At 64.5% G+C, this 22,274-nt stretch carries 17 protein-coding genes; 8 read left to right on the top strand and 9 right to left on the bottom strand.

The window, feature by feature from the left end:
* The 5 genes from HKW67_RS18235 to HKW67_RS18215 are packed head-to-tail and all read left to right on the top strand — an operon-like array spanning window position 1 to window position 5,673.
* Window positions 1-492, top strand: coding sequence for an NADH-quinone oxidoreductase subunit J family protein (locus HKW67_RS18235; protein WP_171226743.1), 492 nt, complete (start codon window positions 1-3; stop codon window positions 490-492).
* Window positions 485-787, top strand: coding sequence for an NADH-quinone oxidoreductase subunit NuoK (gene nuoK, locus HKW67_RS18230; protein WP_171226742.1), 303 nt, complete (start codon window positions 485-487; stop codon window positions 785-787). Before HKW67_RS18235 ends, nuoK begins: the two co-directional genes overlap by 8 nt.
* Window positions 788-792: 5 nt before the next feature.
* Window positions 793-2,694, top strand: a complete 1,902-nt coding sequence (gene nuoL / locus HKW67_RS18225) for an NADH-quinone oxidoreductase subunit L (protein WP_171226741.1) — start codon at window positions 793-795, stop codon at window positions 2,692-2,694.
* Window positions 2,687-4,267 (top strand): complex I subunit 4 family protein, encoded by a 1,581-nt coding sequence (locus HKW67_RS18220; RefSeq protein ID WP_171226740.1) that lies wholly within the window; start codon window positions 2,687-2,689, stop codon window positions 4,265-4,267. Before nuoL ends, HKW67_RS18220 begins: the two co-directional genes overlap by 8 nt.
* 8 nt (window positions 4,268-4,275) lie before the next feature.
* The gene (locus tag HKW67_RS18215; RefSeq protein ID WP_171226739.1) at window positions 4,276-5,673 is read left to right on the top strand and encodes an NADH-quinone oxidoreductase subunit N; all 1,398 of its coding nucleotides are present in this window, start codon (window positions 4,276-4,278) and stop codon (window positions 5,671-5,673) included.
* A 324-nt stretch (window positions 5,674-5,997) separates the two neighbouring features.
* On the opposite strand, the gene HKW67_RS18210 is transcribed toward HKW67_RS18215, so the two are convergent.
* From HKW67_RS18210 to HKW67_RS18190, 5 genes are all read right to left on the bottom strand, one after another.
* Window positions 5,998-6,558 carry a nitroreductase family protein gene (locus tag HKW67_RS18210; protein ID WP_171226738.1) on the bottom strand — a complete coding sequence of 187 codons (561 nt, stop codon included), beginning with the start codon at window positions 6,556-6,558 and terminating at the stop codon, window positions 5,998-6,000.
* A 78-nt stretch (window positions 6,559-6,636) separates the two neighbouring features.
* On the bottom strand, window positions 6,637-8,307 hold the full coding sequence (locus HKW67_RS18205) for an Ig-like domain-containing protein (protein WP_171226737.1): 1,671 nt from the start codon (window positions 8,305-8,307) through the stop codon (window positions 6,637-6,639).
* 110 nt (window positions 8,308-8,417) lie between these two features.
* A complete protein-coding gene (locus HKW67_RS18200; RefSeq protein WP_171226736.1) occupies window positions 8,418-10,952 on the bottom strand; it encodes a serine/threonine-protein kinase in 2,535 nt (844 codons plus the stop codon).
* 17 nt (window positions 10,953-10,969) lie between these two features.
* Window positions 10,970-11,536, bottom strand: a complete 567-nt coding sequence (locus HKW67_RS18195) for an ECF-type sigma factor (RefSeq protein WP_171226735.1) — start codon at window positions 11,534-11,536, stop codon at window positions 10,970-10,972.
* A 151-nt stretch (window positions 11,537-11,687) separates the two neighbouring features.
* The gene (locus HKW67_RS18190) at window positions 11,688-14,027 is read right to left on the bottom strand and encodes a carbohydrate binding family 9 domain-containing protein (protein ID WP_171226734.1); all 2,340 of its coding nucleotides are present in this window, start codon (window positions 14,025-14,027) and stop codon (window positions 11,688-11,690) included.
* Window positions 14,028-14,093: 66 nt separating this feature from the next.
* Between HKW67_RS18190 and HKW67_RS18185 the strand changes: the two genes are divergently transcribed.
* Window positions 14,094-15,389, top strand: coding sequence for an alpha-hydroxy acid oxidase (locus tag HKW67_RS18185; RefSeq protein ID WP_206044491.1), 1,296 nt, complete (start codon window positions 14,094-14,096; stop codon window positions 15,387-15,389).
* Window positions 15,390-15,421: 32 nt separating this feature from the next.
* On the opposite strand, the gene HKW67_RS18180 is transcribed toward HKW67_RS18185, so the two are convergent.
* Window positions 15,422-16,456 carry a hypothetical protein gene (locus HKW67_RS18180; protein ID WP_206044490.1) on the bottom strand — a complete coding sequence of 345 codons (1,035 nt, stop codon included), beginning with the start codon at window positions 16,454-16,456 and terminating at the stop codon, window positions 15,422-15,424.
* Window positions 16,457-16,541: 85 nt separating this feature from the next.
* Here HKW67_RS18180 and HKW67_RS18175 point away from each other — a divergent pair, with 85 nt between their 5' ends.
* Together HKW67_RS18175 and HKW67_RS18170 are read left to right on the top strand one after the other, a co-directional pair.
* The gene (locus HKW67_RS18175; RefSeq protein ID WP_171227737.1) at window positions 16,542-17,525 is read left to right on the top strand and encodes a protochlorophyllide reductase; all 984 of its coding nucleotides are present in this window, start codon (window positions 16,542-16,544) and stop codon (window positions 17,523-17,525) included.
* A gap of 18 nt (window positions 17,526-17,543) precedes the next feature.
* A complete protein-coding gene (locus HKW67_RS18170; RefSeq protein WP_171226733.1) occupies window positions 17,544-18,197 on the top strand; it encodes a DUF4159 domain-containing protein in 654 nt (217 codons plus the stop codon).
* A gap of 10 nt (window positions 18,198-18,207) precedes the next feature.
* On the opposite strand, the gene HKW67_RS18165 is transcribed toward HKW67_RS18170, so the two are convergent.
* The 3 genes from HKW67_RS18165 to HKW67_RS18155 all read right to left on the bottom strand — a co-directional run bounded on the left by HKW67_RS18165 (window position 18,208) and on the right by HKW67_RS18155 (window position 22,268).
* Window positions 18,208-19,542, bottom strand: a complete 1,335-nt coding sequence (locus tag HKW67_RS18165; RefSeq protein WP_171226732.1) for a hypothetical protein — start codon at window positions 19,540-19,542, stop codon at window positions 18,208-18,210.
* A 618-nt stretch (window positions 19,543-20,160) separates the two neighbouring features.
* Window positions 20,161-21,162 (bottom strand): serine/threonine-protein kinase, encoded by a 1,002-nt coding sequence (locus tag HKW67_RS18160; RefSeq protein WP_171226731.1) that lies wholly within the window; start codon window positions 21,160-21,162, stop codon window positions 20,161-20,163.
* Window positions 21,162-22,268, bottom strand: a complete 1,107-nt coding sequence (locus HKW67_RS18155) for an alpha/beta fold hydrolase (RefSeq protein ID WP_171226730.1) — start codon at window positions 22,266-22,268, stop codon at window positions 21,162-21,164. The genes HKW67_RS18160 and HKW67_RS18155 overlap by 1 nt, the downstream gene beginning before the upstream one ends.
* Window positions 22,269-22,274 lie beyond the last annotated feature (6 nt).

Raw genomic sequence — 22,274 nt, 5'->3', positions numbered from 1 at the left:
ATGGGCGTCATCGCGCTCATCTCGGCCGTGCTGATGCTCGTGATTCGTGAGCCCATGCGCGTTGCGCTGGCGCTGATCACGAGCATGGTCATGCTGGGTGGCATCTATGGATTGCTGGGCGTGCACTTCATCGCCGCCTTCCAAGTGCTGATCTACGTCGGCGCGGTGATGGTCTTCATGGTGTACGTGATCATGTTGCTCGAGGTGCGCGAGGCGCCAGGCAATGCGCGATTTTCTCGCTGGCTCGTGCCCGGTGTCATGGGCTTCGCGGCGCTGGTGGGTGTGTTGGGAATCAGTGTGTACCGCAGTTCGGCCGAGGTCCTCACGGCACCGGGTGCCGCGCCGTTCAGCCTGACGCAGTTCTCTACCGCGTTTCTATCGCAGTACTGGCTGGAGTTCGAGCTCACGTCGGTGTTTCTGGTGGCGGTGATCGTCGCCGCGCTGGCCGTGATCAAGGTGAGCCGCCGAGCGCAGGGACGGGCCAATGGATAAGGTGCAGCTGTTGCTCGTGCTCTCCGGCGCGCTCTTCTCGCTCGGCCTGCTGGGCGTGATCGTGCGCCGCAATGCGCTGGTCATGCTGATGTGCATGGAGCTCATGCTGAACGGCGTGAATCTCAGCCTGGTCACCTTCTCGCAGCAACGCGGCGATGCCGCGGGCGCCGTGCTGGTGTTCCTGGTGTTCGTCGTGGCCACCGCGGAAATCGCACTGGCCATTCCGATCGTCCTGCTGCTCGTGCGCTTCAAGCGCTCGATGGACATCGATCGTTACGCTGATCTCAAGGGTTGAGCCGCATGCCTCATACGCTGGCGCTCATCGCCCTGCTGCCTCTCGTCGGCTTTCTGTTCAATGGATTCTTTGCCACGGCGCTCGGCGGCCACCGCGCCAGCGAGCGCGCCGCCGGCATCATCGGCTGCGCCTTTCCGATCGCGGCGTTCGCGCTCACGATCAAGGCATTCTTCGACCTGCAGGGCGGTGGCTATACGCCGATCGTCGAGCCGCTCTATCGCTGGGCGCTGATCGGCTCGTCGTCGTTCGAGATCGCGTTCTACTTCGATCGCCTCAGCGCGATCATGACGCTGGTGGTCACGGGTGTCGGATCGGTGATCCACATCTATTCCACCGGCTACATGCACGACGACAAGAGCTTCGGGCGCTTCTTCGCGTACCTGAATCTCTTCCTGTTCTTCATGCTGCTGCTGGTGCTCGGTCGTTCCATGCTCGTGCTGTTCGTGGGTTGGGAAGGCGTGGGAATGGCGTCGTACCTCCTCATCGGCTTCTGGTTCGACGATCTCACCAACGCCAAGGCCGGCCGCAAGGCGTTCATCACCAACCGCATCGGTGATGCCGGCTTCCTGCTGGGCATGTTCCTGTTGTATCGCGCCTTCGGCACGCTCGACATGGACACGATCAACGGCGCGTTCGTGAGCGGCACCGGCGCGGCGATGCTCGTGCCAGCCAGCCTGGTGGGCCTGCTGCTGTTCGTCGGTGCCACCGGCAAGTCGGCGCAGATTCCGCTGTACGTGTGGCTCCCCGACGCCATGGCCGGCCCGACCCCGGTGTCGGCGCTGATCCACGCCGCTACCATGGTCACGGCGGGTGTGTATCTCACGACGCGCATGTCGGGCATCTACATGATGGCGCCCGAGGCCTCGCACGTGATCGCCGTGGTCGGTGTGCTGACGGCGTTCTTCGCCGCCACGGTGGCGCTGGTGCAGACCGACATCAAGAAGGTGCTCGCCTACTCCACCGTGTCGCAGCTAGGCTTCATGTTCCTGGCGCTCGGCGTCGGCGCCTACGGCGTGGCGATCTTTCACGTCGTCACGCATGCCTTCTTCAAGGCGTGTCTGTTCCTCGGTGCGGGTAGCGTGATTCACGCGCTCGGCGGCGAACAGGATATCCGCAAGATGGGCGGTCTGCGCAACAAGATTCCGCTCACCTTCTGGACCTTCGCCGTCGCGACGGCGGCGATTGCCGGCATTCCGGGGTTGGCAGGCTTCTTCTCGAAAGACGAGATCCTCTGGTACGCCTTCGCCAGTACGAAGGGCGGCGCACCGTGGCTCTGGGGCATGGCCGCGCTGACGGCGCTGATGACGGCCTTCTACATGTTCCGCCTGTTGTGGCTCACGTTCATGGGCGCCTCGCGCATGAGCCACGAGGTGGAGCACCATGTGCACGAGTCGCCGATGTCGATGACCGGCGTGTTGATGCTGCTCGCGCTGTTGTCGGCGGGCGGTGGCTATATCGCGATTCCGCACTTCCTCGAGGCGCAAATTCCCCTGCCGCCGGTCGTGGATAGCCTCGAGCAGTATAAGGAGCCGCTGCTGATCGTGTCGATCGTGCTGGCCTTCGCCGGACTCGGAATCGCGGCATTCATGTTCGGTGGTCCGGCGGCGCGCCCTGAAGGCATCAAACAGGCGCTGCTGCCAGTTCACCGACTGCTGTCGGGCAAGTATTTCGTCGACGAACTGTACGATCGCATGATCGTGAAGCCGTTGGCCTGGTTCTCCGACGTCGTGCTGCTGCGCGGCGGTGACAAGATGCTGCTGGACGGCTCGCTGAACGGATTGGCGTCACTCGCCCAGCGTACGGCGGGTGTGCTCAGTCGCGTACAGACCGGCAGCCTGCACCTGTACGCCTTGTTGGTGATGGTCGGCATCGTGGGCGCCCTGCTCTGGAGCTGGCGTCATGTCTGAGTTCACGATGGGACCGATGCTGCTGAATCTTGTCCTGTGGCTGCCGATCATAGGGGTGGGGCTGGTCTTGCTGGCGGCCCGCGCGAACGACGGGCTGTCACGCACAATCAGCGTCGCCGTGATGACGGTGCAGTTCGCCCTCGCCACCGTGCTGTATCTCCAGTTCGACGCCACCGCAGCAGGGCTGCAGTTCGCCACCCAGCTGCCGTGGATTGGCCAGTGGGGCGTGTCGTATCTGATCGGGCTCGACGGCTTCAACATCCTGCTCGTGCTGCTCACGGCGTTCCTGGGTCCGATCGTGGTGCTGGGCGCGTGGACGTCGATCAAGCAGGATGTGCCGCTCTTCCACGTCATGGTGCTGCTGCTGCAGTTCGCCATGATGGGCGCGTTCGTCGCGCAGGATCTCTTCCTGTTCTACCTCTTCTGGGAAGCGATGCTGATCCCCATGTTCCTGATCATCGGCATGTGGGGCGGCGCGCGGCGCGTGTACGCGACGCTCAAGTTCGTGCTGTATACGGCCTTCGGCAGCATTCTCATGCTGGCCGCCGTGATCTATCTCGTGCAGTCGATGCAGCAGAGCAGCGGTGTGCTGTCGTTCGCCTTCGCTGACCTGTATCAGACGCAGTTGCCGCTGTCGGTACAAACGATTTTGCTGGGTGCCTTCGCGCTGTCGTTCGCGATCAAGGTGCCGATGGTGCCGCTGCACACGTGGCTCCCTGATGCGCACGTGGAAGCGCCCACGGCGGGCTCGGTGATTCTGGCCGGCGTGCTCCTCAAGATGGGCACGTACGGCTTCATGAAGCTCGGCTTCCCGCTCTTTCCCGACGCCGCGCGCGCCTTCACGCCGCTGCTGATGACGCTGGCGGTGATCAGCATCGTGTACGGCGCCTGTCTCGCCCTCGTGCAGACCGACATCAAGAAGATCATCGCGTATTCGTCGATCAGTCACCTGGGCTACGTGATGCTGGGGCTGCTCAGTCTCGAGCTGGTAGGCATTCAGGGCGCGATCATTCAGATGGTGAGCCACGGACTCGTGGCGGCCGGCTTGTTCCTGCTGGTCGGCATGATCTACGATCGCTGCCACACGCGCGAGCTCGCCGCGTACGGCGGTCTGGCCCGCCTGCTCCCGGTGTACTCGGTGTTCTTCATGATCTTCACGCTGGCGTCGGTGGGATTGCCCACCACCAGCGGCTTCACCGGTGAGTTCCTCGCTCTCATGGGCGCCTTCACGGCGGCGTGGCCGGCGCATCTCGACGGCAACAACCTGCCGTTGGTGCTCGCCTCAGTGGCGGTCACCGGCGTAGTACTCGGCGCGATGTACATGTTGCGCTTCGCGCTCACCTTCCTGTTCGGCGAAGTCAAAGCGCCGCACCAGTCGGCCGAACATCCATTGCTGGACCTGTCACTGCGCGAGAAGAGCATTCTCGGGCTGCTCACGATCGCCGTGTTCGCGCTTGGCCTCTTCCCGGACGGCGCGTTGCAAAAGACTGAGCTGGCGGCCAAGACATATCAGTCGTTGGTGACGACGTCGCGCACGCCGGCAGCCTCTCCGATGGTGGGGGTGACGCCGTGAATCCCGCGATGACCTCGTCAGTGAATGCGCAGGACGCGCTGTTGGCGATGCTCCCCGAGCACCTCCTGCTCGGCGGCATCGTGCTGGTGATCATCATGGAAGTGCTTGGACGTGGATCGCGGTCGGCGTTGTGGGTGGCGCTGGGTGCCGTCATCGCGTCGTCGGCCGCGGCATTCTGGTTGTCGAACGTGCCGTACGCGGCCGCACCGTTCGCCGGTCAGTTCTCGGTCACACCAGCCATACTGATGGCCAAGGGTGCCTTGCTCGCCCTCGCCGTGCCCGTCCTGCTCATGTCGCGCACAGAGTTCAGCGACGGTGAGTTCTCGATCCTGCTGCTGTCATCGCTGTACGGCCTCTGTCTGCTGCCGTCGGCCGACAGCTTCCTCGTGATGTTCTTAGGCCTCGAGCTTTTGGCGATGCCGGTGTATGCGCTGGTGCTGTTGGCCTTCCGTCGCCCACAGAGTGCGGAATCGGCGTTCAAGTACCTCGTACTCAGCGGCGCGGCGTCGGCCACGTTCCTCATGGGCGTGTCGCTGCTGTACGGTGCGACAGGCTCGATGGGCGTCGATGTCTTCGGCGCGGCTCTGGCCTCGAGCGATATCATGACGCGCACGGCCGTCGTGCTCTTGCTGCTGGCGTTGTTCTTGAAGGCCGCCGTCGTGCCGTTCCACGCGTGGGCGCCCGACACGTACGAGGGCGCGAGCATCCCGGTCACGGCCTACATGGCCACGCTGACCAAGGGCGCCGTGCTGCTCGCCGCGGTGCGTTTGTTCGCCGGCGCGAATGTCACGGGGCCGCTGGTCGACCTGCTGCTGGTGCTGCCGCTGGTGTCGATCGTGTGGGGCAACCTGGCGGCGATCAAGCAGCAGAGTTTCCGTCGTATGATCGCGTATTCCTCCATCGCGCACGCGGGCTACCTGTTCTACGCGTTCCTGGGCGATGCTGAAGGGCGCATGCAGGCGGTGCTGTTTTATGTGGTGGCATATTCGGTGGTAAACCTGCTGGCATTCGCGGTCATGCCGCAGAACGACAGCGACGAGCAGCGTGATTCGCTCGACGCGCTCAAGGGGCTGTATCATCGCAACCCGTTTGCGGCAGCGATGATCGCCATCGCGATGCTGTCGCTGGCCGGCTTGCCGCCGTTCCCGGGCTTCGCCGCCAAGTTCCTGATCTTCAAGAACGTCGTGGCGGCGGGTTACACCACATATGCTGTGCTCGGCCTCGTGGGCAGCTACCTCGGCATCTACTTCTACCTGCGTGTGATTCAGTTGCTGTTCATGACGGCTGGTGAAGCGGCGCCGAGTGAGCAGCGTGCGGGTGGTATGGCGCGCGCGGCGGGTGTGCTGTGCCTCGTGGGCACGCTGGTACTCGCCGTGCTTCCGGGATGGGTGCTGGGTCGGATGTAGTCGCGGTTGTGATTGGGATTTGAAAGGCCAGCGCAGAGTGTGCGCTGGCCTTTCTTGTGAGGGTCATCGAACAGCCTGACCGCGGATTTCGCGGACGTTGCGCGGATTCGCCGTGGCGAGTGTCAAGGATCGCGCGCGTCATGCGCTGTTCATTTCAAGAATTGAACAGCAGTCGCATCCACTGGCGACGGCGGCGTGTGCGAGCATCAGCGCCCTATCCGCGTGATCCGCGGTTACGCTTTTCACGATCCGTCACAGCAAAAGGCCAGCGCACCTTCGCGCTGACCTTGCCTGTCATCCATCACACGCGCACTGCCGCTCGTGTCAGTCGCGCCACTGCGTGACTTCCGCCACCGCGCGACGCACCTTGGCCTCGGGCGTTTCCAGCGGCTCACCGACCGTCAGCACGGCGATGATCCTCTCGCCTTCGGGCACACCACCCGCAGCGCGTGCGGCCGGATCGTCCATGATCGCGCCGGAACGGATGTGCGTGCCGAGTCCAATCGCGGTCGCTGCCAGACAGATGTTCTGCGTGGCCATCATCGTCGACGCGTAGTCTTCTTCGCGAATTTCGGCGTTCTCGTTCTGCACCATCGCCACCAACAGCATGCACGGCTGCGCGCGATGCTCGTCGCTCGTGTTGCGACGGATCGTCTCGGCGTGCGCCTCGTCGGTCGCCTTCTTCGCCTTGCGGTTGCCCAGCGCCAGGCCGTAGGCTGCCCGCGCCTCAGGGCCAAGCACGTAGAAGCGCCACGGATTCGTGAGGCGGTGGTTCGGCGCCAGCACGGCCGCCTGCAGCAGCTGCTCCAGCTCCGCCTGCGTGGGCGTGCGATCGGTGAACTTGCGGACGGAGCGGCGGGCGGCGATGGCGTCGAAAACGTTCATGATGGGCAACGAAAATGGGCAACAAAAGAAGTGTCGGTAACTGCGAACCGGAAAGATCCGCAGTCACCAACACTTTCGCTACGGCTGCAGGCTTCTGGCGTAGATCAAGTAAGCGGGCTCGAGCTGCGCCAGCGTGCGGCCGGTCCGGTCCTGGATCTCGGCGATCAGCATGTCATTCGTGAACGCGTTGCCCGGCGTGGCGCGAATGCGTGCCAGAATCGCGGGAATCACGAGCGGATAGTCGCGGTTCAGATACGCCAGGAACAGGCTGCTCTGCGCCTGCCGTATCGCCACCGGGGTGCGCTGCGGCAGGTTCTCGAAAAAGCGAGCGTTGGAGGTCCGCACGAGGGTGTCGATCGGCACCAGGAACCCCTGCGCGTCGCCGGTGCGGAAGTCCTGGATACTCGCTCGCAGCGGGCTGCCAGTGATCGCCGCCCCTTGGAACGACCCGCCGGCCAGCCACTGCGTGTAGCCGCCCAAGAACCACGGAAATTCCGCGACGCGCGTCATCGACGACAACAGAAACTGCCGCGACAGCCAGCGCGTGATGTGGTAGAAGTCGGTTCCCGAGGGGACCACCCAATGGGTCCACGTCGGTGAGTTGCAGCCCTGATAGACATCCTGATTGGCGAACAGAATCCCGCCGCAGAAAGGGGACACCTCGAGCCAGATCTCCGGCCACGTGCTGAAGAACATGTCGGTCGAAGCCGAGCCGCTCAAGGGAAGGACGGTTTCGAGGTAGCTCCAGACTTGCCCCATCAGAATGGCGCGCGCGTCCGCATTGCTCTGGCTGATCTCGGAATAGGCACGACGCTGTCCGGCCGACGCCGTGTACTCGAACAGCGGCGTCATGTCGCTCAAGCGCACGATGTTCGCGATGCTGCGCACGATGGATGTGGCCTGAAACGCGCCCGAACTCACGCGCATGCGCGCCACGCCGGGGTTGAGTGGGGTCACGGCACCGGTCTGGCTCACGGTGGCAAGCCCGGGATTTACCGCAGTCCATACGATCGGCGCATTGGCGATCACGTTGCCGCGCGCGTCGAGTGCGCTGGCACGCAGTGGACCGGCCGTCTTCATCACCGTGTCAGTCGGCAGTAGTCGCACCGACGCCACGACCTGCGCCACCGTGACCGTCGCTGTACCGGAGACCGTTCCAACCGTGGCCGTGATCGTGGTCGTGCCATTCGACACCGCCGTCACCGTGCCCGCAGTCACCGTCGCTACCGCCGGATTTGACGACGTCCAGGTTGGTGTTTGGGTGCCGGCGACGCCGTTGGACATCATCACGGCCGCTGCGACCTGCGTGGTCGCACCGAAGGAGGCGAGCGTGTTCGTGGCTGGCGTGACCGTGATGGACTGTACGAACGGAATGGCGACGGTAATCGTCGCGGTGCCGGTCACGGCGCCGACCGCCGCGGTGATCGTCGCGGTACCGGAAGCGACTGCCGTTACGACGCCCGCCGTCGACACCGTCGCCACGGTTGGGGTGGAGGAGCTCCAGGTCACCGCCTGCGACCCCGACGTGCCATTCGACAGTCGGACGTCTGAGGTGAGTGCCGTGGTCGCGCCCGCGGCGACGAGCGTGGCCGTAGCCGGAGACACGACCACCGACTGCACGGTCGGCGTTGGCGTAGGAGTCGGCGTCGGCGTTTTGGGTCCGCTGGGCGAATCACCGCCACCGCAGGCAATAGCGCCCAATAGCGCGAGGGCACCGACAACAAAGCGAACAGAGGGAAGTCGAGACATGGCGGGGGTCCGGGAACGTGGTGAGCAGACTGGCTACTCAGGTGGGCGTCAGTTCCCGGCAAACCGGCTCATTCCCGTCCCAACCGCACCTCCACGGCCGTCCCGCGAGGTCAGGACCCCTTAGCCGACCGTGCCATCCGCTCCTGCCACACGCGCACCGAATCGGGCTTCCCCCAGCGCTGGTACAGCTTCACCAGGCGCGTGCGCGCATCCACCACGATCGGCGCGCCATCGCCGCGCGCCGCCACGAGCTGCTGCTCACTCTTCAGCAGCATCGACTCCGCGCTCGCGTAGCGGCCACGAAGCGCCAGATGCGCACCGACCTGTCCCTCGCTCGACGCGATGAGAAAATGCCCCGGCGGATATACGGACTTTCTGATGGCCAGACTCTCGCGAAGCCACCGCTCGCCAGCGTCGAGCGAGTCGAGGCCGTCGAGCGAACGGCCCAACACACTCATCGACGCAGGAATGAGCGGATGCTCGTCCTTCATCGACTTCCCCCGCATCGCGAGCACCTGACGTGACCACGCCACGCTCTCGGCGTACCGCTCCTTCGTCATCAGAAAGTCGGCGAAGTTATGCATCGTCCACGCCAGGTCGGGATGGTCGTCGCCAAGCAGCGCCCGTCGCATGGCGATGGTTTCTCGGTAGGTCGACTCGGCGCGCGCCGGTAGGCCCGCCCGCTCCTGGATGCTCGCCAGCGGCGACAGAATGGCGGCCACATGCGGATGCGAGGTGCCATACGCACGACGTGCTGCCGCCACGGCCGCCACCATCAGCGTTTCCGCCGACCGGTTGTTGCCAAGGTCGCTCTGTACCACCGCGAGGTTGGTATACGACGCCGCGATGGACGAGTCGTTGGCCGGCACCTGACGACGTTGCAGTGCCAACGCCTCGATGAAGATGGGCTCAGCACCCTTGGTATCGCCGATGCTACTCAGAATGCGCGCCCGTGCATCGAGATGACTGATGCGCTGCTCGTCATCGACAAAACCGTGACGTGTGAAGAGCGTATCGGCCGCACGCAGCAGCGTGTCCGCAGCGGCGAACTGCCCCTGAAACTCCTTCGCCATGCTGAGCTGCGAGAGGGCGAGTGCTTCGCCGCGCCCTCCGGCGCTGCCGCGCCGCTGCTGCGCATGCACCGCGAGTCGGTACTGTGCCTCTGCAAGGGGAAACTCGCCGAGCGCGAGATAGGTACCGCCAATGATCATGCGGATCTCCGACTCCAGCGCCGGCTGACGCGCGAGGGCATTGGCCGAGATCGAGGCCGAGTCGAGCACCTCGCGCACTTTTACGTCACGACCAAAGGCGCCGGGGTTGGCCGCGCCGAGCATCGTAGTAAGAAATGCCGTGACTTCGGCGGCGCGCTTGCCTTCGGCCTCGGCACGAACGCGCTCACGATTGGCAGCGCGTTCCTGACGGATGGCGACGACACTACCACCCACGATCGAGACCAGTGTAAGCGCGACCGCCACCGACTCTGCACGACGGCGACGAACGAACTTGCCGACGCGGTAGCCCATGCTATCCGGCCGCGCGGAGACCGGACGACCGGTGAGATGATTGTTGATGTCGGCCGACAGTTCTTCAGCGGATCCGTAACGACGTTCGGGCTCGGTGCGCAGCGCTTTCAGCACGATCGCGTCGAGATCACCGGCGACGCGCATCCGTGCGCGGTCACTGGACCGCTCGGAGAGTTGCGTGAGACGCTCGGCGGTGATCGCACCGCTGGGTCGCGCCGGAACTGCGTCGCCGCTTCGTGACTGGAACGGTCGCTTGCCGCAGAGCAGTTCGTACAGCACCACGCCGAGCGAGTACACATCGGAGCGCGTGCCAATGGGGAGGCCGAGCAGCTGCTCGGGCGAGGCATAGCCTGGTGTGAGGGCGCGGGCGCCGGCGCGCGTGAGCGTCTCCTCCTCTGCACCGTCAAGCGCCGATGGTAGGAGCGACGCGATGCCGAAATCGAGCAGTTTTACCTGACCGTCGGCATTGACGAGGATGTTCGCGGGCTTCAGATCGCGATGGACGACAAGACTCTGGTGCGCGAACTGCACCGCCGAGCACACCTGACGGAACAGCTCGAGACGTTCGGTGATCGAGAGCGCGCGGGTATCGCAGTAGGTGGTGAGCGGTTCGCCTTCGACATACTCCATCGCGAAGAACGGATGGCCATCACCCGTCACGCCGCCGTCGAGCAGCGCGGCGATATGCGGATGTTCGAGTGTAGCGAGGATCTGTCGTTCCCGCCGAAATCGCCGCACGGCCGACTCGCTCACCGTCTGCGCGCGCAGCAACTTGATGGCCACGCGCTTGCGGAACTGATCGTCGTTGCGCGCCGCCGCGTACACGGCGCCCATGCCACCGACACCGATACGGCGCGTGATCTCGTACACGCCCACGGTGCGTCCAATCCATGAATCGACCCCTTCGTCCTCCGGGAACTCCAGCGATACCGGACTCTCGAAGCCGCTGCCCGTTTGTGCGTGCGCATCGAGGAGCCCGCGCAGGCGCATCGCGAGGTCGGCGTCTTCGGTCTGCAGGTCGCGCAGATACGCAGCGAGCGCGCTGTCCTCGAGCTCCAGTGCGCGCTCGAAGCACTCTTGCATGCGCGCCAACCGCTCGGGGGTGAGTGGGACGTTCGCCATCGCGTGGCCCGGGTCGCTCAGTGGATGCTCGAGAGCGCCTGCAGAAGAAACGCGCGCGCGAACGCCCAGTCGCGTTTCACCGTAGCGCGGGATGTGCCCAGCACCTCCGCCGTGGCATCAATATCGAGACCCGCGAAGAAGCGAAGCTCCACGACGCGCCCCTGTCGAGGGGCGAGCGTTTCGAGTTCCATCAGCGCCTGATCCAGCGCGATCAAATCGAGCGAACCGGCGCCCTCATCGCTCAACGCGTTGTCCAGCGTGACCTGTATGCCATGGTCGCGTTTCACACGGGCGCGGCGGCGCGCATGATCGACCAGAATGCGGCGCGTCACATTTGCCGCGACACCGTAAAAGTGTGAGCGACTTTCCCACGAGGTGTCGCGATGATTCACCAGCCGAACGAAGGCCTCGTCCACCAGCTCGGTCGGTTGCAGCGTGTGCCCGTCGCGCTCCTGACGCAACGCACTCACGGCGATGCGGTGCATGGTGTCGTAGACCGCACGGGCAAGCTGATCCGCCGCGCCGGCGGCGCCGAGCCGTGCCTCTTCCAGGAGCAGCGTGACGTCGGGTTCAGCCGGTGACATGCGGGGGAGTCCTGGGGGAGGGGGGTGATTCCTCGTAAATAGACACGCCGAAAGCGGCCGCGACTAGACGGCGTGGAAGATGCCGCGTACGGGAAAGGGTCAGCGTACCGTCGCGCTGACCCTTTCCGCACGTCGTCGCAACAAGGGCCGGTCAGCCGCCAGTCCCGAACTGGCGCGTGAACTTCAGGAACACCGAGCGCTGTTGCGGTGCGCCGAGGTCGAAGAAGCTGTTCGCCGCGCGACCATCATTCAGCACGATGAACAGGCCAGTGCCAGCGGTGTTCAGCCAACCGAAGCGGACGTTGGCGGAGAAGACCTTCTGCTGGTTGTTGTACTGCGTCAGCGTCTGCACGAACACGCGCGGCGAGAAGAAGTAATTCAGACGGACCGCTTCGAGTGAACTGACGAAGCCGCCCTGAGGCAGCCGCACATCGTTGTAGTCGGCGGTGAATGACCCGGAGAACGTGGCGCCACGACGCAGCGTGATCGTACCACTGCCGCCGCTTCGGCGACCCGTCCAGAACTGACCGACGTCAAAGCGGCCCGTGGCGGACAGGTTTTCGCTCGGGTCGGTGGTATAGTCCCAGCCGAAAGTGCCCCAGTCGTACTGACCGGCGGGAATCACCACACCCGGAGCGATCGTGAACGGCGCTTGCAGGCCTTCATGCGAGATGTTGTACTCGGGGCCGAACTTCGTGCTGTTCGCCAACTCGATCTCGGTGAGATCGATGTGCCAGTACCCCGACTGGTAGAAACCATCGTTGAGGCCGTAGGCGCTGCGGTAGCTCACGTGCGGATTCCACTGCCGGAACCACGCCCACTCCGGCTTGCGCACCAGCCGCATGAGCGACATATCGTAGGCGCGGTAGCCGCCCGGTCGGCTCATGAAGCCCACTTCCGGATTGAACGCTTCGCCGATCTGTGCGATGCGCGCGTTGTGATTCCAGACGTTCGTCTGATACGCGATGCGTCCACTAAACGCGTTGGCGTCGCCGTCGAGATCGCGCGTGGTCGTACGCGCCGCCCAGAGGTCACTGGTCCACCGCTGGCCGAGTCCGATGCGGCTGTCCACCGCGAACGTGCGGTTCACGTCGCCGCCGTCATCGGTGGCCATGCGCTGCACCACCATGGCGCCAACGCGCGAGCGCGCCGAGAGCTCGCGCGTCGCGCGTCCCACTGTGAACGACTGACCGGAATTCTGGGCATCGGGCGCGTCGGTCATCATCTGCAGCAGCCCCACCGTGGTGCCACCCACGCGTCCCGACAAACGACCGCCGCCCAGAATGGACTGCGGCGTTCCGTTGTTGGAGATACCGATGCGGCGCGTGAAGAACAGATCGACCGCCTGCGGCGTACCGGCCGAGAACACGCCGGCATTCTCGAGGAAGAACGGACGCTTCTCCGGAAAGAACACAGGGAAGCGCGTGAGATTCACCCGCTGATCGTCCACCTCGACCTGCGCGAAGTCCGTATTGACCGTGAGATCGAGCGTGAGCGACGGTGTGACGCCGTACTTGATTTCACCACCGAATTCCGTGGGACGCTTGCTGTCCTGCTTGATCCCGCTGGTCCACCGCTCCTGTGACGACGTGAGCACATACGGCGTGACCGTGCGGATGCGCCGCACCGGCAGCGTGAGATTGGCAAGAGTGCCCGCGATCGAGAGTCGATAGAGGTTGAATTGCCGCGGAATGAACGACCAGTACAGCTCCTCGTTCTTGCGACGAATGTTACGCGAGACATTCATGCCCCATGTCTGTTCGGCACTTCCAGACTGATACCGCAACGTCGAGAACGGAATACGGAACTCCGCCGTCCAGCCAAGCGAGTCGACCGTGGTGGCCACCGTCCAGCTGGCGTCCCAGTTCACGTTGAAGCCGCCCAACCCGCCGGCCTGCGTCCGATTCTGGCCCGCGACCTGCGCGCCGCCGCCTTCGCCCTCGCGAATCACCTGTCCGTCGTATTCCACACCGGCCGGTGTGGTGGCAAACACGAAGCCATTCTGGTGATCGTGGTAGGTGTCGAACACGAACGCGATATGATCGCTGTTGGCGAGCTGCACGTCGCGAATCTTCTCGCCGGGCACGATCAGATGCGGCTCGCGGTCGTACATGCGCGCGCCGATGTAGAGATTCACGCCGTCGGTCGCGAGGCGGACTTCGGTCCGTTCGGACGCGGGAACGCCTTCGTTCAGTTCACGCTGCACGAAATCGCGAATGGGCGTTCCCTCCGACCACATCGCTTCATCGAGCTTGCCGTCGATCGTCGGCGCGGTGGTCACGCGCAGCGCGCTGAATGAGGGCCGCGGACGGGCGCGGGCCGCACGGGCGAACGAGTCGGCCACGGCGGCATCGAGGCGTATCGGCGTGGTCGCCGGTGGGGTCGCCTGCGCAGACGCCGTCGGAGCGACCGTGGCGAGGGCGACCGCGGTAAGGAACGCGGTCGCGGACGTGCGAAGCGCGGGGTTTCGCCGCGTGGACGAGAAAGGCAAAGGAGGGGGAGCTGCGGGTGGGTGGGGGGAGTGCGGTCAATCTATGACGCTGGACAACGGCGAGCGATGAGTGCCATTTGGGGCATGTCCATCGACCCCTCTCGCCGTCATTTCCTTACGTTTCTGGCGGGCAGTCCGCTGTTGGCTGCCGCCGGTCTCGACGAATCGGTGTTCTCACGCCTGCTGCAGGCCAGCGACGGACCGCGAACTCGCCTGGACGACACGGCTCTTCAGCTGGCGCAGCAGATCCGCACCGCCGGCGAAGCGCTGGATGTTTTCGACTTCGAGCCGGTCGCCAAGCAGAACATTCCAGTGGCCCATTGGGGCTATCTCGCGACCGGCACGGACGACGACGCCACCATCCAAGCCAACCGCCAGGGCTTCGATCGTTGGGCGATGCGTCCTCGCCGCCTGATCGACGTGAGTCGGCTCGATACCAGCGTGTCGTGGTTCGGCACCAAGTACCCCACGCCGATCATCGTCAACCCGCTGGGCAGCCAGAAGGCCTTTAATCCGCTCGGCGAAATCGCCACGGCCCGCGCGGCCAAGACGAAAGATCACCTCATGGTACTCTCCACGGTGGCCACGACGTCGATCGAAGACGCCATCGAGGCGCGCGGTGGACCGGTGTGGTTTCAGCTGTATCACCAATCCGACTGGGCGGTTACCAAGCAGATGGTGAAGCGCGTGGAGAAGGCGGGCGCCCCGGCGATCGCGTTCACGGTCGATCTGCTGGGTGGCAGTAATCGCGAAACCATGATCCGCGAAGCGCGCAAGGACACGCGGACCTGCACCAAGTGCCATCTGGGCGGGGCACCGCTCCCCGGTGTAAGCGGACGCGTGGACGATCGCGACAACCGACGTAAGCCGAATCTCGTGGGCTATCAGAAAGCCACGCCGATCCCGGAGGTGGGCACGCCCACCTGGGAGTTCATCGATCGCCTCAAGCAGTCGACCAGCATGAAGGTCCTGATCAAAGGCATCGTGACCGCCGAAGATGCCGATCTCGCGGTGAAGCACGGCGTGGACGGACTGTTCGTGTCGAATCACGGCGGTCGCGCCGAGAACTCGCATCGCGCGACGATCACGTCGCTGCCGGAGGTGCTGCTCGGCACCGAACGTCGCATCCCCGTGATCTGCGACGGCGGATTCCGCCGCGGCACCGATGTGTTCAAGGCCATGGCACTCGGCGCCACGTCCATCGGTATTGGCCGTCCCTACATCTGGGGCCTTGGCGCCTTCGGGCAGGAAGGCGTGGAAGCCGTACTCGGCTTGTTGCGCAAGGAATTCGAAGTCGCCATGAAGCAGAGCGGCACCCGATCACTCGCCGACATTACGCTCAAGCACATCACACCGGCATAACGCCACCGTCTGCCGTCGGGCGTACGCGACGGCTAGCGACGGAGATCGGTGAACGCTGCGTACTGATCGGTCGCCACGAAGTCGACGCCGCTCGTAATGGCCGCGCGCCATCGCGCGGCGGCCGCCGCCCGCGACCCGAAGTTGTACGAGGCGGTGAAGCCGCGATCCTCGGTGGGGGAGAATCCGTCGAGCGTGTAGAAGCGAATCCAGAAGCCCTGCGCGTGGGCGCGCTGCACGAACGCGTGCAGCCGTGCCGAATCGGCCGGAACCCATGCGCCGGCAGTTTTCTGCCCACCGGCCTCGATCACGCTCCACGGAAAGTTCACCCAGCGCGCAAAGTTGTCGGCGTGCGCATCGATGTGCTGTGCACTCGTCATGCGCATGGCACGCTGCGCCCGTAGGGCTTTGGTGGCCCCACGTACCGGCACGGGCGCCATCGCACCGAAGGCGCGCAGTTTGGCGCCAACGGGTACATCATCGTGAAAACGGCGGCGTTGCGCCGTATCCGAGCCGGTCAGCACGAGTAGCGGCCCTGGAACGAGCGCCTCAGGGTGCGCCGGCGTGGCAGTGCGAGTGGCAGTCGTCAACCAAGCCTCGTACGTGCCGAGCAGCGCCCATACCGCGTCGAGATGCGCCGGTGTGTTGTCCTTGAAATCGAGATTGAGCGTGATCAACGGCCACGTGTCCCGCCTGTCCTCTGCCAGCGCGCGCTCCATGATCGGCCGGATGCGGGCGAAGAAGTGGGCGTCGAACGACGGGGCGCCCTCGAGCGCGTCGTCGTCGTGCGCCACCACCGTTTGCGGTGCGCTTCCGCCCGTCACCCGCCAATGCAGGTCTTGCTCGATCGCGATCGGCAGGCCGATGGCCAGCGCGTCATCGATCCGCGTACTCCACCGGCCCCGCTCGGGGTACGCGTTGTGCGCGTCCAACAACACCCGTGCACCCGGGCCGAAGTGAGCGGTGGCCTGCGGCGTGGCGTGAGCGCGTACGCCGTACGCCGTCAGGCAGGTGACCCCGAGAGCCAGGGCCGCCCGCACGCGGGTACGGTGAGGGAAGCGAAATGACATGCCGATAGTGTAGCCACGACATGAGAATCGGAACAGATTCCCTCGGTGATCGCTCGTGACCGGTGATGCGGCGAACCAACGCCGTATCGCGTCTTCTCCCTCCCGCGTACCTCTTGTGCCAACTGCTATCGTCACCGGCGCCTCCTCGGGTGTCGGCCTCTACGCCACCAAATCCCTGATCGACCGCGGCTGGCACGTGGTCATGGCGTGCCGCGATCTCGCCAAGGCATCACGTGTCGCCGGCTCGCTCGGCCTGAATCCAGCGCTTTTTACCGTCAGTCACCTCGATCTCGGCGTGCAGGACAGCGTGCGGGCGTTCGTGGCCGAGTTCCTGGCATCGGGACGCGATCTTGATGCGTTGGTGAACAATGCCGCCGTGTACAAACCGCGCCTGACGGAACCGGCCCGTTCACTTGAAGGGTATGAGTTGAGTGTCGCGACGAATCACCTTGGCCACTTTCTCCTGAGCCGCCTGCTGATGGCCAAGCTGCAGCAGGCCGCCTCGCCGCGGTTGATCACGCTGGGCACGGTCACGGCGAATGCGGAGGAGTTCGGCGGGAAAGTCCCTATTCCGGCGCCGGCCGACCTCGGCGAACTCGAGGGACTCGAGCAAGGGTTCCGCACGCCGGTGGCGATGATCGATGGCAAGCCGTTCAAGCCGGGCAAGGCGTACAAGGATAGCAAGCTGTGCAACATGATCATCAGCCGCGAGCTGCATCGACGGTATCATGAGCGCACGGGTATCGTGTTCAACACGCTCTACCCTGGGTGCGTAGCGGATACGGCCCTGTTTCGCGACACACCGCCGGCGTTCCAGCGCATCTTTCCGTGGTTCCAGAAGCACATCACCAAAGGCTACGTGACGCAGGAGTTGTCGGGTGACCGCGTCGCGCAGGTTGTGGCCGACGACGCGTTCGCGCAAAGCGGGGTGCATTGGAGCTGGGGCAATAGACAGAACGGCCGCACCGCGTTCGCGCAGCCGTTGGCCGCCAAAGCACAGCACGTAGCGCGCGCCGCGCGACTCTGGACCCTGAGTGAGCAGATGGTCGGACTCCCACCGAGCGACTGATCGCAGCGGCAGCGCTTCATGATCGAGCCGAACGTGCCGTACGACGGTCGCTACACGTTCGTACGGCTGCGCTACACCCAGGGATACCGCATGGCCTGGAGTGCGGACTATCCGCAGATGGAGCGCAACTTCATGACGATTTTGGGCGATCTCTCCACACTGCGGCTCCACAAGAAAGTCAGCAACGTGCATGTGCTGGACGATCCCGCGCTCAATCACTACCCGGTCGCGTATCTCACGGAGCCAGGCTACTGGATTCCCACGGAGCAGGAAGCCGAAGCGCTGCGTCGCTGGATTCAGAAAGGCGGATTTCTGATCGTCGACGATTTCTACTTCGACCGCCAGTGGGAGGTGTTCGAGAAGGCGATGCTGTCGGTGCTGCCCAATGCGCGCATCGTACCGATGGACGTATCGCATCTGATCTTCAATTCGTTCTTTCACATCAAGACGCTGGTCGGGATGACCCACCCTGCCACGCCGCTGGCCAAGGCCGAGTACCTCGGTATCTACGAGGACAACGACCCGAGCAAGCGGCTGCAGGTGATCATCAACTACAACAACGACATCGGCGACTACATGGAGTGGTCGGGCGAAGGCTGGTATCCCGTGAACTTCTCCAACGACGCGTACAAGTTCGCCACGAACTACGTGGTGTACGGGCTGACGCACTGAGTTCGTTGGATTAGCGCGGGAAGTCCGGCTTGGTGGCCGAGAGAATTTCCAGAATCGCCGCGCGATCGCTGGCTGAGAGTTGCGCGAACTCCGCGCTCGCGTCGGCGCCGGTCAGAATCGCGCGCAACTGCCGGTACACCTCGCTCTTTGCTAGAGCGGGGAGCGCGTTGAAGCTGTCGGAGTAGATCAGGAAGCTGAGCGGATACTTGAAGAGCCGCTTCTCGAGATCGAGATCCCGCAACGACCTCCCCTTCGCATCGCGTGGCGCCGCTTTCACGAAGTCCTGCGCGTACGTGGTGGTGCCTTTCACCGTGCCACTGAACGGGGCTTCGCCGACGAACAGCATCGCCCGCACGAGCTTCTCCACGTCACGACGCAGACGGGCCGCTGGTCCGCCCCCGGGCTGTGCGCGCGAGGTGGTGTCGCGTCCACTGGCCCGCGACATGGAGTCTTCGAACACGGCGTCGGGAGCGGCTTCATGCACCGCCGTAATGAGGTTGTGCACGACAGTCTGATGCACGAGTACCATCAGCGCCACGATGTCGCTCTGCGCCGACAAATACGGCGTCGGATCGAACTTGCCGGTGAGATCCGGGCGTGCGCTTTCGGCATTCATGTCGAGCTGCGCGCGATACGCCGGCTTGTCGGTGATCTCGTGCGCCAGCTTGGGCGAGTACACGTTGCCGGCATGTCCCTGTGCGCCGGCAGAGCCGGTCACATACCAACCACCGAAGCGCTGCCTAAGCGGCGTGGCGTCGGTCGTACTGCCTTCATGCATCCCCACCACGGGATAGCCGTAGCGGTCAGCGATAGTCGAAATCACCATGAACCCCGGCACGCCGCCGGTGGCAGTGCGGGACTGGTGGCACATGAGACACGTGGTCGTCTCGCGGGAGAACACGGGGCGAGCCCGCGGTTCCTGACTCAGCGTGTAGAACACCGCACCCTTCACCGGATCGACAGTGGCAATCTCGAGGAACGTGCTTTCCTGCACGTAGCCGATGTATACCTCGTCGTTGAAGTAGATCGCGCGCGGCGACCATGGCGTGATCTTGTCGGTCTGCAAACTGGTGCGCGAGAACACGAGCCCCTGCGACGAGACAGGGATCTTCAGCGTCTTCAGCAACGCGGGTAGGTAGCCCAACAGCGAGTCGTGGGCCAGTGTGACCTGCCCCACGTCGAGCTGCGACTGCAACCGGGCGATGGGATCGCGCGTGGCGGGGGCGAACGAGCGCGAACGTCTGGCGACCGACGTGGGCGTGCTGCCGAGCGTGGCGGCCACGACTCCGAGTAGCGAGACCACCGCCGCATAGGCGCCGAAAGTCCGACGTAATCCGGTATTCATAGTCCCAGTTACAGTGGGACCGCGTGCTCCCTCTCGCAACCGGTATTTCCCTGACATTCGTCGAGCCGCCACGTCCGTCGTTGCTGCGATCGCGGCCCGCGGGATAGGAACGGAAACAGGCGGTTCCAGCCTGACACGGATACGAACCGATAGCAACGGCTGCGAACGGATCCGTCCCGTGCGGTCGGCGAGATCGTAATCACGCACGAGTTGTTCAATTGCAAAATTGAACCGCCGTCGAGCCACGGGCTCGGTCGCGTGGCGCGGATGATCAGTTGCTATCGGTTCGTATCAGCTCGTATCCGTGTCAGGCAGGAACCGTTGGTATCCGCTGTTGATCCGGCGGCCCGCGGGATAGGAACGGAAACAGGCGGTTCCTGCCTGACACGGATACGAACCGATAGCAACGGATGCGAACGGATCAGCCCCGTGCGGTCGGCGAGATCGTAATCACGCACGAGTTGTTCAATGGCAAAATTGAACAGCCGTCGAGCCACGGGCTCGGTCGCGTGGCACTGATGATCAGTTGCTCTCGGTTCGTATCAGTTCGTCTCCGTGTCAGGCAGGAACCGTTGGTATCCGTTCAATCCCAACGCCGCGGCATTCGCCGTGACGGGACTACGAGCCGAACAGCCCCAGCGCCCACGCGGCGATCGCGGCCAGCAGCAGCACCACCACGCCGATCGTGACGGCGCGCGTCGACACGGCCCGCGTCGACACCGCCGGTGTCGCCGTCGGCACCACATCGTGCGCGCCCGACGTGCGACCTTCCGCGAGTTCATCGAGACGCAACCGCGCCTCGGCCAGCGACGGCCAGCGGTCGGACGGATCCTTGGCCAGCATGCGGGCGATCAACGCATCGATGGTCGGTGTGAGCTCCGGGACGACCGCGCGCAACGATGGCGCCGGCGTGTCCATGTGGCCACGAATAACCTCTGCCGGTGTACCCGGAAACGGTAACCGCCCGGTGAACACTTCGAAGGCCATCACACCGAACGCGTATTGGTCGGCGGCAGGCGTCACGCGCTCACCCGTGCGTTGCTCGGGGCTCATGTAGTCCCATGAGCCCAATACGAACCCGGCCCGTGTCACGATCGCGCCGTCGTTACGACGCGCGATGCCGAAGTCCGACACGTACGCATTGCCCTGATCATCCACCAGCACGTTGGCCGGCTTCACGTCGCGATGCACCACCCCGCGATCGTGCGCATGCTGCAATCCGGCCGCCACCTGCGACAGCAGGCGGGCCGCCTGTGCGGGGGGCAGCGCTCCCTGTTCGGCCACCACCGCATCGAGGCTCGTGCCGTCCACAAACTGCATGACAATCGCGTGCGCGTCGTCGCGACTGCGCACGCCGTACACGGTCACGATGTGGGGATGTTGCAGCGCCGCGACCGTGCGCGCCTCGCGCAGGAACCGCTCCACCACATCGCCGTGCACCGACACATCGGGCAGCAACAGCTTCACCGCGACTTGTCGCTCCAGCGCGGAATCAAAGGCCAGAAACACCGCGGCCATGCCGCCACGTCCGAGTTCACGATCGATCCGCAGCTCGCTACCGAAGAGCGCGTGCAATCGCGCACGCAGCTCCTCGGAATCGACGCGGAACGTGTTCGCCACTACCGTGCCCGGTTGGCGTCGCCGCCGGCCAGAAACGCGGTGATCTTCGCGTTCAGGAACCGCTTGTCCTCGGGATTCGCACCGGCACCAGCCGGATGTCCCCAGAGCGAGGGGATGGGCACCAACTGCACCTTCGGAATGAATTGCGCTTCGTAGCGCGCATCGCCGACGGGGAAGTACAAGTCGGTTTCCGACGGCATGTACAGTAACGGTACCGAGATCGACCGGAGCGCCTTCTCGGTGTCGCCGCTGAAGCCCGGCGTGGTGCCGACATCGTGTCGCTCCCACGTGCGCGCCTGCAGGATGTAGTTGTTGGCATCGGCCGAGAAGCGCGTGCGCCACGACTGCACGAACTGATCGAAGCTGGTGCCAGGTCGCGCGCTCGCTCGCCACAGCTCCTTGCGCCACCACTCCTGCGAATACAGCCACGCGGCCCACACCATGCCGAACGCTTCGAGTCCTGCCTTCGGTGGCGCAGCGTAGTCGCCGTTATTGAACGACGGATCGGCCGTGATGGCAGCGATCTGCCCCTCGAGCCGCATAATCCCATGGCCGTACGTCTTCGCCGTGCCCGACGTCGCCACGATACGGTCGGCGAAGGCTGGATAGCTCACTGCCCACTGAAACGCCTGCTGGGCGCCCATCGAGAAGCCGATCACCGCGCGGAGGTGCGTCACCCCCAGCTGCTCGGTGAGCAGACGATGCACGATCTGCACGTTGTCGCGAATCGTCGTGAGAGGAAAACGCGGGCCATGCAACGGCTCCGGCGTGTTGCTCGGCGACGACGAGGCGCCGTTTCCGAACAGTTCCGTGGCCACCAGAAACAGCTTCGTCGTGTCGAGCGCCAAGCCATCGCCGATCAGCCACTCGTAGCCGTGATGATTGGCCATGTAGTGCGAGGGTAGCAGCACGACGTTGTCACGCGCGGCGTTGAGCTTGCCGTAGGTACCGTACACGATGCGGGCCTGCGGCAATGTGACGCCACTTTCCGTCGTGAAGTTCGACACCACGAACTCGCGATGCTCGGCTCTGTGTGGAGGCGCAGCTTGTGCGCGAAGGAGCGAGGGCGCGAGGGCCAGGAGCAAAGGAAGCGCGAGTCGGTTCATGCCTGA

The organism is Gemmatimonas groenlandica, assembly GCF_013004105.1.
Classification (GTDB): domain Bacteria; phylum Gemmatimonadota; class Gemmatimonadetes; order Gemmatimonadales; family Gemmatimonadaceae; genus Gemmatimonas; species Gemmatimonas groenlandica.
This window is presented reverse-complemented; position numbering and strand designations above follow the sequence as displayed.

Excerpts from the sequence above, each read along its gene's own strand:
- HKW67_RS18165 (WP_171226732.1), bottom strand. The coding sequence starts at position 19,542 with ATGAATACCGGATTACGTCGGACTTTCGGCGCCTATGCGGCGGTGGTC.
- HKW67_RS18215 (WP_171226739.1), top strand. The coding sequence starts at position 4,276 with ATGACCTCGTCAGTGAATGCGCAGGACGCGCTGTTGGCGATGCTCCCC.
- nuoL (WP_171226741.1), top strand. The coding sequence starts at position 793 with ATGCCTCATACGCTGGCGCTCATCGCCCTGCTGCCTCTCGTCGGCTTT.
- HKW67_RS18200 (WP_171226736.1), bottom strand. The coding sequence starts at position 10,952 with ATGGCGAACGTCCCACTCACCCCCGAGCGGTTGGCGCGCATGCAAGAG.
- HKW67_RS18185 (WP_206044491.1), top strand. The coding sequence starts at position 14,094 with ATGAGTGCCATTTGGGGCATGTCCATCGACCCCTCTCGCCGTCATTTC.
- HKW67_RS18155 (WP_171226730.1), bottom strand. The coding sequence starts at position 22,268 with ATGAACCGACTCGCGCTTCCTTTGCTCCTGGCCCTCGCGCCCTCGCTC.
- HKW67_RS18180 (WP_206044490.1), bottom strand. The coding sequence starts at position 16,456 with ATGTCATTTCGCTTCCCTCACCGTACCCGCGTGCGGGCGGCCCTGGCT.
- HKW67_RS18205 (WP_171226737.1), bottom strand. The coding sequence starts at position 8,307 with ATGTCTCGACTTCCCTCTGTTCGCTTTGTTGTCGGTGCCCTCGCGCTA.
- HKW67_RS18210 (WP_171226738.1), bottom strand. The coding sequence starts at position 6,558 with ATGAACGTTTTCGACGCCATCGCCGCCCGCCGCTCCGTCCGCAAGTTC.
- HKW67_RS18235 (WP_171226743.1), top strand. The coding sequence starts at position 1 with ATGGGCGTCATCGCGCTCATCTCGGCCGTGCTGATGCTCGTGATTCGT.
- HKW67_RS18195 (WP_171226735.1), bottom strand. The coding sequence starts at position 11,536 with ATGTCACCGGCTGAACCCGACGTCACGCTGCTCCTGGAAGAGGCACGG.
- HKW67_RS18170 (WP_171226733.1), top strand. The coding sequence starts at position 17,544 with ATGATCGAGCCGAACGTGCCGTACGACGGTCGCTACACGTTCGTACGG.
- nuoK (WP_171226742.1), top strand. The coding sequence starts at position 485 with ATGGATAAGGTGCAGCTGTTGCTCGTGCTCTCCGGCGCGCTCTTCTCG.
- HKW67_RS18220 (WP_171226740.1), top strand. The coding sequence starts at position 2,687 with ATGTCTGAGTTCACGATGGGACCGATGCTGCTGAATCTTGTCCTGTGG.